15 protein-coding genes are annotated in these 13,895 nt (G+C 43.7%); 9 read left to right on the top strand and 6 right to left on the bottom strand.

What is annotated here, in order from left to right; all coding sequences use genetic code 11:
• The first annotated feature begins 14 nt into the window (after positions 1 to 14).
• From MHN30_RS19420 to MHN30_RS19435, 4 genes are read left to right on the top strand one after another with little or no spacing between them, the layout of a single operon-like run.
• Positions 15 to 1,193: a homoserine O-acetyltransferase gene (locus MHN30_RS19420; protein ID WP_239360810.1), complete on the top strand. Its 1,179-nt coding sequence runs from the start codon at positions 15 to 17 to the stop codon at positions 1,191 to 1,193.
• Between the two features lie 13 nt (positions 1,194 to 1,206).
• Positions 1,207 to 1,962: a 3-hydroxybutyrate dehydrogenase gene (locus MHN30_RS19425; protein WP_239360813.1), complete on the top strand. Its 756-nt coding sequence runs from the start codon at positions 1,207 to 1,209 to the stop codon at positions 1,960 to 1,962.
• Between the two features lie 8 nt (positions 1,963 to 1,970).
• Positions 1,971 to 2,675: a CoA transferase subunit A gene (locus MHN30_RS19430; protein ID WP_239360815.1), complete on the top strand. Its 705-nt coding sequence runs from the start codon at positions 1,971 to 1,973 to the stop codon at positions 2,673 to 2,675.
• Positions 2,675 to 3,334, top strand: coding sequence for a 3-oxoacid CoA-transferase subunit B (locus MHN30_RS19435; RefSeq protein WP_239360818.1), 660 nt, complete (start codon positions 2,675 to 2,677; stop codon positions 3,332 to 3,334). Before MHN30_RS19430 ends, MHN30_RS19435 begins: the two co-directional genes overlap by 1 nt.
• An 85-nt stretch (positions 3,335 to 3,419) precedes the next feature.
• On the opposite strand, the gene MHN30_RS19440 is transcribed toward MHN30_RS19435, so the two are convergent.
• Complete coding sequence (locus tag MHN30_RS19440; RefSeq protein WP_239360820.1) at positions 3,420 to 4,037, bottom strand: RICIN domain-containing protein; 618 nt, start codon at positions 4,035 to 4,037, stop codon at positions 3,420 to 3,422.
• A gap of 639 nt (positions 4,038 to 4,676) precedes the next feature.
• On the opposite strand from MHN30_RS19440, the gene MHN30_RS19445 reads away from it, so the two are divergent.
• Positions 4,677 to 6,110, top strand: coding sequence for an LTA synthase family protein (locus tag MHN30_RS19445; protein ID WP_239360823.1), 1,434 nt, complete (start codon positions 4,677 to 4,679; stop codon positions 6,108 to 6,110).
• A 168-nt stretch (positions 6,111 to 6,278) separates the two neighbouring features.
• On the opposite strand, the gene MHN30_RS19450 is transcribed toward MHN30_RS19445, so the two are convergent.
• Positions 6,279 to 6,926 carry a DUF2959 domain-containing protein gene (locus tag MHN30_RS19450; protein WP_010607751.1) on the bottom strand — a complete coding sequence of 216 codons (648 nt, stop codon included), beginning with the start codon at positions 6,924 to 6,926 and terminating at the stop codon, positions 6,279 to 6,281.
• Positions 6,927 to 7,083: 157 nt separating this feature from the next.
• On the opposite strand from MHN30_RS19450, the gene MHN30_RS19455 reads away from it, so the two are divergent.
• The 3 genes from MHN30_RS19455 to dtd are packed head-to-tail and all read left to right on the top strand — an operon-like array spanning position 7,084 to position 9,412.
• Positions 7,084 to 7,965, top strand: a complete 882-nt coding sequence (locus MHN30_RS19455) for a virulence factor BrkB family protein (RefSeq protein WP_239360862.1) — start codon at positions 7,084 to 7,086, stop codon at positions 7,963 to 7,965.
• A 42-nt stretch (positions 7,966 to 8,007) separates the two neighbouring features.
• Positions 8,008 to 8,952 (top strand): alpha/beta fold hydrolase, encoded by a 945-nt coding sequence (locus MHN30_RS19460; protein ID WP_239360826.1) that lies wholly within the window; start codon positions 8,008 to 8,010, stop codon positions 8,950 to 8,952.
• A 19-nt stretch (positions 8,953 to 8,971) separates the two neighbouring features.
• Entirely contained in the window at positions 8,972 to 9,412 is a 441-nt protein-coding gene (dtd, locus tag MHN30_RS19465) for a D-aminoacyl-tRNA deacylase (RefSeq protein WP_239360828.1), read from the top strand.
• Positions 9,413 to 9,416: 4 nt separating this feature from the next.
• Here the strand turns inward: dtd and MHN30_RS23950 are convergent, their stop codons facing one another.
• Positions 9,417 to 9,599 carry a hypothetical protein gene (locus MHN30_RS23950; protein ID WP_343224354.1) on the bottom strand — a complete coding sequence of 61 codons (183 nt, stop codon included), beginning with the start codon at positions 9,597 to 9,599 and terminating at the stop codon, positions 9,417 to 9,419.
• 111 nt (positions 9,600 to 9,710) lie between these two features.
• Positions 9,711 to 10,400 carry an SAM-dependent methyltransferase gene (locus tag MHN30_RS19470; protein WP_045990412.1) on the bottom strand — a complete coding sequence of 230 codons (690 nt, stop codon included), beginning with the start codon at positions 10,398 to 10,400 and terminating at the stop codon, positions 9,711 to 9,713.
• Between the two features lie 173 nt (positions 10,401 to 10,573).
• Here MHN30_RS19470 and MHN30_RS19475 point away from each other — a divergent pair, with 173 nt between their 5' ends.
• On the top strand, positions 10,574 to 11,473 hold the full coding sequence (locus MHN30_RS19475) for a bifunctional GNAT family N-acetyltransferase/hotdog fold thioesterase (RefSeq protein ID WP_239360830.1): 900 nt from the start codon (positions 10,574 to 10,576) through the stop codon (positions 11,471 to 11,473).
• 72 nt (positions 11,474 to 11,545) lie between these two features.
• On the opposite strand, the gene MHN30_RS19480 is transcribed toward MHN30_RS19475, so the two are convergent.
• Positions 11,546 to 12,568: a phospholipase A gene (locus MHN30_RS19480; protein ID WP_010607757.1), complete on the bottom strand. Its 1,023-nt coding sequence runs from the start codon at positions 12,566 to 12,568 to the stop codon at positions 11,546 to 11,548.
• 213 nt (positions 12,569 to 12,781) lie between these two features.
• On the bottom strand, positions 12,782 to 13,894 hold the full coding sequence (locus tag MHN30_RS19485; protein WP_222242122.1) for a M14 family metallopeptidase: 1,113 nt from the start codon (positions 13,892 to 13,894) through the stop codon (positions 12,782 to 12,784).
• Position 13,895: the final 1 nt, after the last annotated feature.

The following is a 13,895-nucleotide window of genomic DNA, read 5'->3' on the forward strand; positions in this document are numbered from 1 at the left end:
GGAGAGATACAGCAATGAAGCGGATTTTCCTGTTACTTTTGTTCGTTGCCAGCAATATTGTCTATGGCAGTGAGACAAACAAACCTATGCTGGTTGAAAAGCGGGCATTTACACTCGCGCATTTTACTACGGAGTCTGGAGCCAGCATTCCTGACGTTAAGGTCGGCTGGGAAAGCTATGGCAAATTAAATGCTGACAAAAGCAATGTAATTTTGATCACGCATTTCTTTTCAGGCACATCTCACGCTGCGGGTAAGTATCGAGAGTCTGACGTATTGGCGGGTTACTGGGATGCCATTATCGGCCCGGGTAAAGCGATAGATACTAACAAGTACTTTGTGATAAGCGCAGATACTTTGGTCAATGCAAACTGGCATAGTAAAGATGTGATCACGACGGGCCCGGCGTCTATTAATCCGAAAACGGGCAAGCCTTACGGCTTGGATTTTCCCGTGGTGACCATAGGTGATTTTGTTGAAGTACAAAAGCAACTATTGGATAGCTTAGGTATCGACAAACTACATGCGGTGATGGGCGCGTCTATGGGGTCTTTCCAAGCATTAGAATGGTCGGTGCGCTATCCCGAAAAAGTGTCACGTTTAATTCATGTGATTGGCGCTGCAAAGATGGATGCTTGGACCGTTGCGGCGTTAGAGAAATGGGCTTTACCTATCCGACTTGATCCAAATTGGCAGGGCGGGGACTACTACGACGGGGAAAGGCCGCTTGCTGGACTCACGGCCACGATGCTTAATATTACTCAAGACGCGATGCACCCTGCTATTTACAACGCCAGTTTTCCAGACTTTATTGTGCTTGATCCCAAAGCAAAGCAAGATATTCGTCAGCTTCCTAAACTCAGCCAAACGCTAGCCACGCGCGCACGAGCGAGGGCTGAAACGCAAGATGCGAATTCTATCTTGTACTTAGTCCGCGCCTCGCAACTATATACTGCAGGCATGCAAGGTAATTTTGATAGCGCTATCGATAAAATCACAGCAAAGGTTTTGTTGATGCCTGCAAGCAATGACTTGTTATTAAGGCCTGAGCCCATTCGTAAGTTAGCAGAAACCCTAAAAGCCAAGAATAAAGATGTGCAGATCACAGAGATAGAAGGCGTTTGGGGACATTTAGACGGTATTTTTTCAATTCAATCACAGGCTGACACTATTGCTCAGTTCTTAGCAAAATAATCAAGGAGTGACGATGAAGACGGCGTTGATCACAGGGGCAGCAAGTGGCATTGGTCGCTATATCGCGATGGCCCTGAGCAAACAAGGTTACAGCTTATTGCTCGTAGATTTGAACTTAGCGCAAGCACAGACGGTAGCCGAGTCTATCGTCAGTGAAGGAGGAAATGCTCAAGCGTTTGCACTCAATATTGCCAATAAGCAAGACATCGCTGACTTTATCCGTCAGCACGATAACATTGATGTGCTTATCAATAACGCAGGTGTGCAACATGTTGAAGCACTAGAGCATTATCCAGAAGATAAATGGCAATTGCTGCAAGACGTGATGCTAACAGGCCCCGCGATGTTGTGTAAGGCGGTATTACCGCATATGCGCAAAGGAGGCTTTGGTCGCATCGTCAATATTGGTTCTATTCACGCTTTAGTCGCTTCTAAATATAAGTCTGCTTATGTCGCTGCAAAACATGGGTTAATGGGATTTGGCAAAGTATTGGCGCTGGAAACCGCGGACTGCGATATCACCGTAAACACCATTTGCCCAGCTTATGTAAAAACCCCATTGGTAGAACAGCAAATTACCGCGCAAGCGAAACAGCATGGGATCAGCGAAGATGAAGTGATAAACAATATCATGTTGGCACCAATGCCGAAAAAGGCCTTTATAGGGTTGGATGAGATTGCCCATGCTGTCAATTTTTTACTCGCAAATGAGTCACGCAACATTACTGGCCAAGCCATTGTATTGGACGGCGGCTGGACAGTGCAATAGGAGGAACAATGGCTGGATTTGATAAGGTAGTTGTAAGCTACGAAGAGGCAATGGCAGGACTGTGTGATGGCATGACCATGATTGCGGGGGGCTTTGGTTTGTGCGGGATCCCAGAAGGTTTGATAAGCCAAATACGCCACATGGGCACAAAGGACTTAACCGTGGTTTCTAATAACTGTGGAGTAGACGGGTTTGGTTTAGGGATTTTGCTTGAGGATAAGCAGATCCGCAAAATGGTGGCTTCCTATGTGGGAGAAAACGCATTGTTTGAGCAGCAGTTATTGAGCGGTGCATTGGAAGTTGACTTAACCCCACAAGGGACACTTGCAGAAAAAATGCGCGCAGGTGGAGCCGGGATCCCCGCTTTCTATACCGCAACAGGCGTTGGTACACCCGTCGCCGAGGGCAAAGAGGTAAAAACGTTTGGTGATAGAGAATATATTTTAGAGCCGAGTATTACGGGAGATTTTGCCATTGTAAAAGCGTGGAAAGCAGACCGTTTTGGCAATTGTGTTTATCGCCACACCGCCATGAACTTTAATCCAATGGCTGCAACAGCTGGAAAAGTTACCGTCGTTGAAGTGGAAGAAATTGTAGAGCCCGGCGAAATCGAACCGAGCCAAATTCATACCCCCGGAATTTATATCGACAGAGTGATTCTAGGACAGTTCGAAAAACGCATCGAAAAACGTACTGTGAAGGAGCAAGCATAATGGCATTAACCAGAGAGCAAATGGCCATGCGAGTGGCACAGGAATTAAGAGATGGGTTTTATGTCAACCTTGGCATTGGGATCCCCACGCTGGTGGCCAATTATGTGCCACAGGGCATGGATGTTATGCTGCAATCGGAAAACGGCTTATTAGGCATGGGCGCTTATCCGACCGAGCAGGAAGTGGATGCGGATATGATCAATGCGGGTAAGGAAACCGTTACAGCCCGCACGGGCGCTGCCATTTTTAGTTCTGCAGAAAGTTTTGCAATGATCCGTGGCGGTCATGTGGACCTGACGGTGCTTGGCGCTTTTGAAGTAGATCAGCAAGGTAATCTTGCCAGCTGGATGATCCCAGGTAAGCTTATCAAGGGCATGGGTGGCGCGATGGACCTTGTCGCTGGGGCTAAAAATATAATTTGCACTATGACGCATGCGAATAAACAAGGCGAGTCCAAGCTGCTACAGCGCTGCAGTTTACCGCTCACCGGCGTAAACTGTATCAATAAGATAGTAACCGATCTTGCGCTGCTTGAAGTCAAAGGTGGCGCGTTTCATTTACTTGAGCGAGCTCCAGGTGTTAGCGTCGCGGAAATTCAAGCAAAAACCGCAGGCATATTGATTTGCCCAGATGACGTACCGGAGATGGTGTTTAGCTAGCTTAAAATCAAAGGTTACGTTTATAGTTGAAGAAAGAGCTGAGCTGACTCATGCTCTTTCATTGAAAGTGGCGCCTAACCGACTCCTATCTATTCCATGGAGTATAGTACCACTCTTGGTCTAGTCCGCCATCACAATCGTAAAGCATTATATTATTGCGTCTTCCTCCACTGTGACCTGCCACATCGAGGCATTTACCTTGTTTCTTGTTTATAATCCGACCAGCACCATCGAACTTCCATAATTGGTCAGCTTTTCCTTCACAGCTCCAGAATTGAACATTTCGCTTTGGGGCACCATCATAGCGGCTTACATCCAAACATAGATTCTCATCGTATACAGGTCTAATTTCAAACCATGGGTCTCCGTAATATTTACTTTCAATATAATTAGCTAATTTGCCCATATATTGAAGCTTTATTTTTCCATGGGTGGCAAATGGAGCGCTGAATACAGAGTTATCTATAGATATTTTTACATTATTTTTATAGAATGAAAAATACTGATCTCTACCAAAGTCACAATCATAAGTTTGTACAGTTTGTCCTTTGTAGGCTTTATCAACTTCATGTTTACCATCCATACAGATGAAATCAGTTTCTTCAGCGTATTTTTGTTTATTTATAAACATTATACCTGAAGCAGCTTGAGTCATAGTTGAAACCGCTAGAGCTACCCCAGCTAGTACTAAAGTGTATTTCATATATATTTCCTTATCTTGTTTGTGTTAACATTGGGAACGGTAACATTAATTTAAATCATTATCAATTTTATATTTTCATTGTTTATGAGTCGTTATTTTTATAGTGAAGGATTGTCCGCTTTGTTGCTCAACGATAGTTTATCTTCAAGCCGCTGGATAAAATTCATAAGGGAAAGTTGGATTATTTTCTTGTTATGGGTCAGCGGCGTATTCTTACTAATGTCATTTAGAGTTTTCTATCTTTTTAACTTTAAAGAAAAAGTATCGTATGATCTTACGGTTGGCCAACTGCTTGATGCCTTAGCCACCGGTTTTAAATTTGACTCCTCTGCCGCTGGAGTTTGTCTCGCTATTCCTTTTTTACTGAATTGTTTCCTACAGCCTTTGCGATTAGATAATTGGGTTAGACGAGCACGCAATACGATAGGGCTAATCTATCTGAGTGTTTTTGTATTATTAGGAATCTGCGGGATAACTTATATCAGTGAGTATGGAACTCAATATAATTATTTTATGCTGGAAGGGTTATATGATGATCAGCAGGCCATACTAAGTACCGCGATTCAGCAGTATCAACCTTGGGGTAGTTTGTTGAGCATAGGAATACTGCTATCTTGCGTGGTCTTATGGACTCGTTTTGTGGATAAGAGAAACTATCGCTTACTAATAAATATTTGTCCGAAGAGCAGAATCAAACAAGCAATTATTTCGATATTGGTGTTCGTTTTGTTCGTTTGCGCCGCTAGAGGTTCGTTTGATTCTCGCCCTGCGTCAAGAAAGTGGTCGGCTGTCACTACCGATCCATTTGTAAACAACTTAGTTATTAACCCATTTCGCAGTTTCTTTTACGCGATACAAGACTACGGTGAATTAAATCAGCTCACTATGTCAAGGGCTAACCCTTATTTGGTCGATAGGCGTGAGGTCGATGATATGCTGCATAATAATGAGACTCGAAGTGCGGGTCCCTTAATTCAAAAGCCTTCACGCATTTTTTACATTGTAATGGAAAGCTTTGACTCTTGGCCTCTGCAGAATAAATATAGGGATTTAGCGCTAACAGAAAATTTTCACCGACTAAAAGCAAATGGTATTTATGTTGAACAAGCGTTACCTGCAGCTTCGAGTACAATGAACTCATTATCCAGTCTAGTTACAGGAATTCCATTTAGTGGCATTAACATGAGTCGCCTTACAAGTGAAGTCCATAATTACTCACTAATCCATTTGATGGAGGATCAAGGTTATACATCACAATTTTTTTATGGCGGCTTATTGTCTTGGCAAACAGTAGGTGATTTTATGAATAGGCATGGCGTCGATCATATTTATTCTGCGGCAAATGCAGGAGGTAAGGGCAGTGCCGGTGTATGGGGGGTTGATGATGGGCAGTTATTTGATCTCGTTAGCCAGTCAGTGCCAGAAAATAGCTTTAATTTGATTATGACGACTAGCTATCATGGCCCATTTAATTTGGATTTGTCAGCTAGCGATTACCCTTGGAAAAATGGTGACTACCCCGCTCAGTTTCAGCGGATGGGTGATGAAGTGTTATCTGCTAACACTCTTGGACACTTATGGTATTCAGATCAAATGATGGGGCAGTTTGTGGATAATATGCAACGCAAATACCCTGATGCGCTATTTATCATTACGGGAGATCACTACAGCCGCCGCTATTTTCATGCTAAGCCTAACTTGTACGAACTCACCCATGTCCCAATCCTTTTACTGGGGCAAGGGGTTTCACCTAAATTGAGTAACCGAACAATTGCTTCACATATGGATATCACAGCTACAATTATGGACTTGATAGCAAGGCCCAACACATCATTTGCTAGTTTTGGCCATTCACTTGTTGGTTCTGAAACACCAGAGAATGTGTTTGGTTATAAAACAATTCGAGATACGGAGCGAGTTTGGAAACAAGGTGATGGTGAGCAGTTTTATAGCTATCTAGTTAACCCCAAACTGGGTGATAAAAGTGTTGAGCAGCCAGCACCAACCCTTGAATATCAAGCTTATATGGCTGCTGCATGGCAATTACTAATGGGGAGTCCTGCTCCTCATTAAACTACGACACCGGTCAATATAGACTGTTAAATCCGAAGGCCATACTAATCTTTTGATTAGTGTGGCCTTTAATCGTATTCGTATAAGTGCAAATCACTATAGCAGTGAGGTGTGCTTTTTGGATGATACTATTTAGTCTTATTTATCAACTGTTAATGACTAAGATACTCAAGCACTACGTGCATTCATCTCAGCAATAAACTTGTTCGAATCTTCAATAGAACGGTTCATATCTGCGATTAGGGCGCTAATATCACGCTTTAACCCCGTAAACTCACCTTTAATAGCGCTTACCGCTTGCGCATTTAGGTTGTGCTTAAGGTACAGCACATTATCTTGTAGTGAGTCGAGCACAGGCTGCATTTTGGCTTCACTGCTGCGCATTGAGCGAAGCAAGCGTTCAAATTGGCGCTGTGTTTGACTTAATTGCTTAGCACTCTCACGTTTTAGGTTTGCACTCGAATATTGCTCAAGTTCATCTTGCCACTCGTCAAATAGCGCATTGGCCACGTCTTCCACTTTGTCTATATTGCTACTTACTTCAGCTGCAGCGGCAAGGGATGATTGGTAGTCATCGTTAAGCAGGTTATAGGCTTCTTGTAATTCACCACCGTTAAAATTAATTAAGGTGGTGAGTCTTTCCAATGCCGATTGAAACTCTTTTTGTGATTCCTCTTGGGATTCCTTTGTTTCTTCGACACGATCTACCAATATCTCGCGTTTATGCACACCAAACTTTTCCATTGTGGCGTAATAGGCACTTTGGCAGCCAGTAACAAGTAAAAGTAACACTGCGCTTAAGGTGAGTTTCTTCATTTGCACTCCCGGGCTCTAGAAGGTCAATAATCAGTAAGTGGCCATGTGACCGTCGTTATATATTACTATTTAGCGCTATAAATTATGGCGGGGATTGTTATGATGTGTAAAGTGATCCATGAATATTAACTTGATTATGATGCAAAGAATAACCGAAATGAAGGTCGTAGCACTGCGATTCTTACATTCTCAGCCTAGCTGGTGGCGCCGCTATAGTAAGCGGTGTATTGAGGACCAGATCACGGTCAACGCCGGCTATTTAGCGTATGTCACTCTGTTATCCTTAGTTCCCTTAGTTGCGGTGGGTGTAGCAATTTTTTCGGCGTTTCCTGGATTTGAAGATACGCGTTTTGCAATTGAAAACTTTGTGTTCAATAACTTTGTGCCAACATCGACGGACACCATTAAAGAACACATCAGTGCGTTTACTGGCAACGCGAATAAGATGACAGCTGTGGGGGTGAGTTTTTTGGCCGTCGTGGCTTTGTTACTTATTCGTAATGTTGACACCACACTCAACCGTATTTGGCGAGTTAAGCAAAAGCGCCCGATGATGATTTCGTTTGCGATTTATTGGATGGTGCTCACGCTTGGCCCTGTGCTATTGGGCGCGAGTATTGGTATGACATCTTATATCGTTTCTTTAGTGACATTTGCCGATCAAGGGATCCCAGGATTTAGTGGTGCACTAATTAAGATGTTGCCCTATTTAATTTCTATGGTTGGCTTCATCATGCTCTATACTTTAGTACCAAATACCAGTGTGTCATTTCGAGCCGCGGTTCCTGGTGCTTTGTTTGCAGCTTTGTTATTTGAGCTAACGAAAAAAGGCTTTGCATTATACATTAGCCATTTTCCCTCATACGAAGTTATCTATGGGGCGCTCGCGACAGTACCTATTCTTTTTGTTTGGGTATATTTATCTTGGATAGTGGTGTTGTTAGGCGCAGAGTTTACTGTGTGCTTAACCCAAGATATGGAAGCCGCAGGATTAGATACTAGCTCGGAATTTGACCCACCAGACGCGCAGGGACTTTAGCTTTTACCGATAACGGTTAGCTTAAGCCCCCAAGGGGGAATTATGAGCTTATTGTATCAACATGGCGATGCATTGCGTCGCTTTCATCTCGCGGTAGGTGAAGGACATCAATTGGGCATAGAGGAATATGGCTGTAGTGATGGCACACCACTTATCATGCTACATGGTGGCCCAGGTCAGGGCCATTCTCGTAATGTACTCGGTTATTTCAATCCGCAAAAATACCGCATTATCCTGTTTAGTCAGCGAGGCTGTGGCAATTCAACCCCTACTGACTTTGGTAATATAAATACCGCGAACCTGCTAAAAGATATTCACTCCATTCGTGCGCATTTAGGACTGCAAAAGGTTGTACTCGCCGGGGAATCTTTCGGTGCCATGCTGGCACTTCTTTATGCTGAGCAACATCGTGAAGATGTCTTGGGGATGGTGTTGTGGTCGAGTTTTTTGGGTAATGAGGCGGATCTTCATTGGCTTTATGGTGGCCAAGGTGCCGCCGCACAAATTTATCCAGAGCAGTATCTAGCCTTTGCACAAGGTGCACAAACTGTGGAATCCTTGCTAGACCATTATCATTCGGCACTCTTTGGCGAGGATGAATTACTCAAAAGAAAAGCGGCACAGCGCTGGTGTGAGTGGGATAACCTGATCACAACGGATAGCGATACGCAAGGTATTAGGCTCTGCAAAGCAGACAAGCAGCTCAGTAAAGCACAGCATATGGTGCATTTTTTTAGTCACCAGTGCTTTATTAAAACACAGCAAATTACAGCCGATGCACATCAGCTCAATCACTTACCTATCTGGTTTATTCACAGTCGGCATGATTTAATGTGTCGATACGCACCAGTTCATCAGTTAGCACAAAGCATTAAGGCGCAGTTGCTGATTTTAAATGGGGTTGGGCATTGTTGTGCTAACCCCGTTTACGCAGAAGCAATAAGGCGAGCGGCTGATCTATTACTGTGCAAAATTCAGCATCATTAGCAGTCACAAGAGGTAGGTAGTGCAAGGACTAATTCAAAGAGTCAGCGAAGCAAAGGTAGAAGTAGAAGGTGAGATTGTAGGCCAAATCGATCAGGGGATATTGTTACTATTAGGCGTTGAAAAGTCGGATACCGAGCAAACGGCGGATAAGTTACTGCACAAGGTAAGCAACTACCGTATTTTTACTGACGACAAGGGAAAAATGAATTTAAGTTTAAAAGACATTGAAGGCGAGCTACTAGTTGTATCGCAATTCACCTTGGCGGCAGACACCAAAAAAGGCATGAGGCCAAGCTTTTCGAGCGCAGGGACACCTGAGCAAGCGAATACACTCTACGAATACTTTGTGGCTCAAGCCAAGGCAGCAGGGTTGAAAGTCGCGACGGGACAATTTGCTGCGGATATGAAGGTGAGTTTACTGAATGACGGCCCTGTGACTTTTAACTTTAATGTTGAATAGGGATTTAACGTAAAAGTCTAAGATCAACAAATGCTAGGGCCTGTTGACCTTTGCTGTTTGATTTTTGTTCTTCTGAGTGTGTTTTGGTCGCGACGCTCGACTTGCCGCCTAGTAATCTAGGCAAAAGTTGAGCAACAATGAACAAAGCGCACTCAGATGAATCCAAAGGGCAGCGCTTGATTAGCATTTCTACTGTGTTATCGCCAGACTTACATAGAATGACTATGCTACGCTGGCTCTGCCTTGTATAAATACCAATCAAACTGCTGCAAAAACAAACTTGAAAGCTCAACAGGCCCTAGCGTTTAACTTCGATAATCATATTGGCGTAGTCCGGCACCTTTTCGATAAAGGGCTTTTTACCAAAGTTGGTAATTAATAAGTGTTGAAGTTGTTTGAGCTGCGACTCATGCTCAGTCAAAAAGTTGATATACAGTCGGCCCCCATCATTAATAGCAGCTCTGAGTAGACGATAAAACTGGTGCTGAAACAAGAAGATGGGGGGCTCAAGTTCGCTAAATAAATCGAGCACAATCCAATCGTAGCGTTTGCCTTGTTGCAATGCTTTAAATACATCAACACAATTAACATCGCACAAAGGGTCGCCACCAAAGTAGCGTTTGTAACAATGGATCACATCTGGGTTGTTATCTATGGTGGTAATGTGACAATTTGGATAAGTGGCATTGAGGTAATCACGGATTGCACCTGCGCCAAGACCCAGCTCTAGTACGCTGGTTGGCGGGGTGACTTGCTGCCAGCGACTCGCGAATGTTTTTAAATGAGGAAATAACAAGTGCTCCGGGTGGTTTAACTCCACAACGGATTGTAATGTGTTGTTTATCAGAAGCCATCTTAACGATTTCTCTTGCCGCACTTGGATGCTATTTCTGCCTTGTTTATGCCAATATAGCAAGTGTCCTAGCTGGTGGCTCCGGTCCACAAAATCGTTGCTGATAGTGCCTGAATGCGTAATAAATTCTCCCATGATAACATCATCATAGACGAGGATTTTGTGAATGCCAGCTTGTCCACCAGTTTTTACACTAAAGGATAAGTGTTTTGGCGCATTTTATTCCCTACACTGAGCTTATCTTGTAGGGTGTATCCGTACGAGATTCAAAGTCGTTTAACAGGCTAATAACAAAACAGGAGTCAGTGATGTTTGAGGTAACTTCACCACAAAGCAGCCAAGATTGGCAAGCCTATTACCAGTTACGCTGGCAGGTGTTAAGAGCGCCATGGGATCAACCTCGTGGCAGCGAACAGGATGATTTAGAACAAGAAGCTGAACATCGCTACATTAAAAATAATGATGGTGAAGTGCTAGGCGTAGCTAGGCTCCATTTTAACAATCATAAGCAAGCACAAGTACGTTATATGGCCGTTGCAGAAGGGCATCGAGGTCATCACTTAGGTAGCCGTTTGCTACACGAGCTTGAGGTTATTGCTTGGACGCAAAAAGCAGAAGAGCTGGTTTTGTATGCTCGTGAGCGCGCGTTATCATTTTACGAGCGTCATGGCTACGAAGTGGTTGAAAAGGCACACTTAGCCTATGGCGATGTGCAGCACTGGAAAATGGTAAAACAACGACCTACAGAGCCGGGCTGGTTTAGGCAGCCAGATTGGACCCATGTATTACAAAATACTTGGCGCGAGTCTATTCCAATCAGTGATGCGATGGGGATTAAAGTAGAAAGCTATACAGATTGGCAATTTTCCACTAAGGCTGACTTAAAAGCGAACCTCAACTTACACAACTCGATGTTTGCAGGCTCTATATATAGCATGGCGACGCTAACGGGCTGGGGGGCGACTTATTTAGCACTTAAAGAGCTTGGGTTAGAGGGAGATATTGTGCTGGCTGACGCTAATATTAAATATCTAAAGCCTTTAACCACGGCACCAGCGGCAACAGTTACCATTGCGGACTGTGAAGGTGAATTACAAGCGCTAGAGACGGCTGGCAAAGCAAAATATGTGGTGCCAGTGAATGTCTATGATGGCGATATGCTAGTTGCTAAATTTGAGGGACAATTTGTGGTGATTAAACCGCAATAAGTAGAGAATTATTCTCAGATTTCCAAACGAAAAAGCTCTGAGTGTTCAGAGCTTTTTTGTATTCGAATGCGCTTAAAGAATATCAGTGAGCAACACGCCAATACCAAGCCTTTGGGTATGTGTGTTGTAGTCTATTAAGCTTTCGCCGTAACCATTAAAGTATTGTGCGTAGCCGCGCAGTCTTCCCCAAATCGGGAATGACCAGTCTAGCTGAATTGCACCGCGATTATCACTGTTTAAGTTATTGCGCCACATAAAGCCAAACTCATGCTCCTCGTGACGATACACCCCGCTAAACTCGAAATGACCTAAGTACTCGTCGATGTTTGGGTTGTCGTCTCCGCGTGGATCCAAGGCATCTTCTTTGTCGTCTTCAGGTAAGCGATACCAAGGTTTAAAGCTGAATACAAACCCTCGGTTTTCCCAGATAAAATTCGCATAGATACGATTCCAAGAGCGGGAGTTTGGTTGACTGCGACCGTTAGATTGATGGGAAATCCCAAGTACAAAGGCCATCTCATCGCCCCACAGCACGTTTTCATCATCTAAAAAGTTAATCCAAAAGATTTCTGGCTCATAGTTGGTTTCACGAAATGGCGAAGAGACATCTTTGTTATACAGCTGCCAATACGATTGCAGCGTAAAAGCAAAATAAATTGCCTGATCTTTATCCGAGAAGTTTTTATAAATAGGGGCTTTTAACGAGATTTGGTATTTGGCTTCAAAGTTGTCGATTGGCTCGCCGTCTTCATCGTCAATGGCTTTTAGACCGTCGAATGGTCTGCTGTTGACGTTGGTCATATAAGAAACTGGCAAAATATAGTTACGTTTATGTGGTGTTAATACATTACGGTTCTTTTCCGTTACACGTTCACGCGCCATGCGTTTATCTAATTGGCTTAAGGTTTTATCTGCATCAGCCTCGGCACATTCGGTACGGACCTGTTCTATGGTTTTATCTTTTTCTCCAGTTAATACCGCGTTTAGCACGCACTGCTTGACTAAATCGATTTCATCTTCCTGTTGGGCTTCTTGAGCGTAAAGTGGCAAGGTAAGCAAGGCCAAAGCCGGTATTGATAAGTGTGTAAGTTTCATCCTGTGTGCGCCGAGAGTAAGTACAATTGATTACATTATTAACCAATGATAATGAAAGGGAAATGAATCTCGAAGGTCAAAAATGTCAGAAAGAAAAATACGGTCGAATAAGAAAAAGGTGGCGGCTATCGCCGCCATACCTTAGTAAGCGTTAAGCTAAACAAGCAGAGCTTATTTGCTTTGACTTACTCTCACGCAATAAAAGTACTCAAGTTAAAGCGTTTCAACTTGAGTAAAAAACTTATAAAGCTCAGTACCTTGATTCACACTAGCAGAGGCAAAGTGCAAAATGGCGATGGCATCTTCGTCTAACTTGATCTCATTTAAGGGCGTTTCTGATAAATAGCGCTCCATTCTGAGAATTTTGGCGATGGTTTGACCCGCCTTGATATGCTCTCCAAGCTTTGCCGTATATTCCACCATACCACCCATTGGGGCATAAAAGGCGCGATAATTTTCTAGTCGACAGACGTAACGGGTGATGTCTTGCGGCATAAAGTGTGCATCTTGAAAGGCCTCTTTATGGTTCAGGTAGCTCAAAATGCTATTAGCGTCATTCAATGCTTCCGCTAAATCAATTTTTTCTTGAGAGCCAAGCTCAACCGTAAACGCTTCGGTTAATACTGGGATCTCTCGGCCTATAGCCTGATAGGCTTGCTGCAAGTTCCACCATGGACAAAAACTGGCTTCATCCATTGCTCCATCAAAGTCACTTGGAATAAGTAACACATGTGGAATATCAAAATATCGAGCGCTGTTTTTTGCATACTCAGGACAATACAGGTGTTTTGCTGAAATTGGCCCCGTGTGTAGGTCTAAAACAATGTCAGCTTCATGAGCTAGACGTTGTAAATTCAAGGCGATGCGCTTACCTGTTGTCAACCTGTCTAAGGGCCCATCAAGTAGTGCTTGGGTGCGCTCAACTAATCGTTGGCGAAATTGCTGAGCGATTTCTGTTATTGATAGCGTCGGATTTTGCTCCACAAACTCGGCAACCAACCCAGAATGGTTGATGTACATCCGATTCCAATTCGTGCCTGTAATTGGATCGAATCGACCTAAGGTAAACTCACCAGATTTCTGATTACAACCAATCGGGTTTGCGTAAGGCACTAAGGTGATGTCCGCTGTTAGTGACAATTGCTTCAACTGTTCCAGCAGTTGATAAATCACCGCATTACCTTGCACTTCGGCGCCATGCATATTTGCTTGGATATACACCTTAGGCCCACTGCCATCACCTTTGATGCGATAGACCGGAATAGTTAAAGGCAAGCCGTTGGCAATTTCACCAACCTGAATATGTTGTTGTGTAATGGTATTCATG

The organism is Pseudoalteromonas sp. OF7H-1 (assembly GCF_022347825.1).
Classification (GTDB): Bacteria; Pseudomonadota; Gammaproteobacteria; order Enterobacterales; family Alteromonadaceae; genus Pseudoalteromonas; species Pseudoalteromonas maricaloris.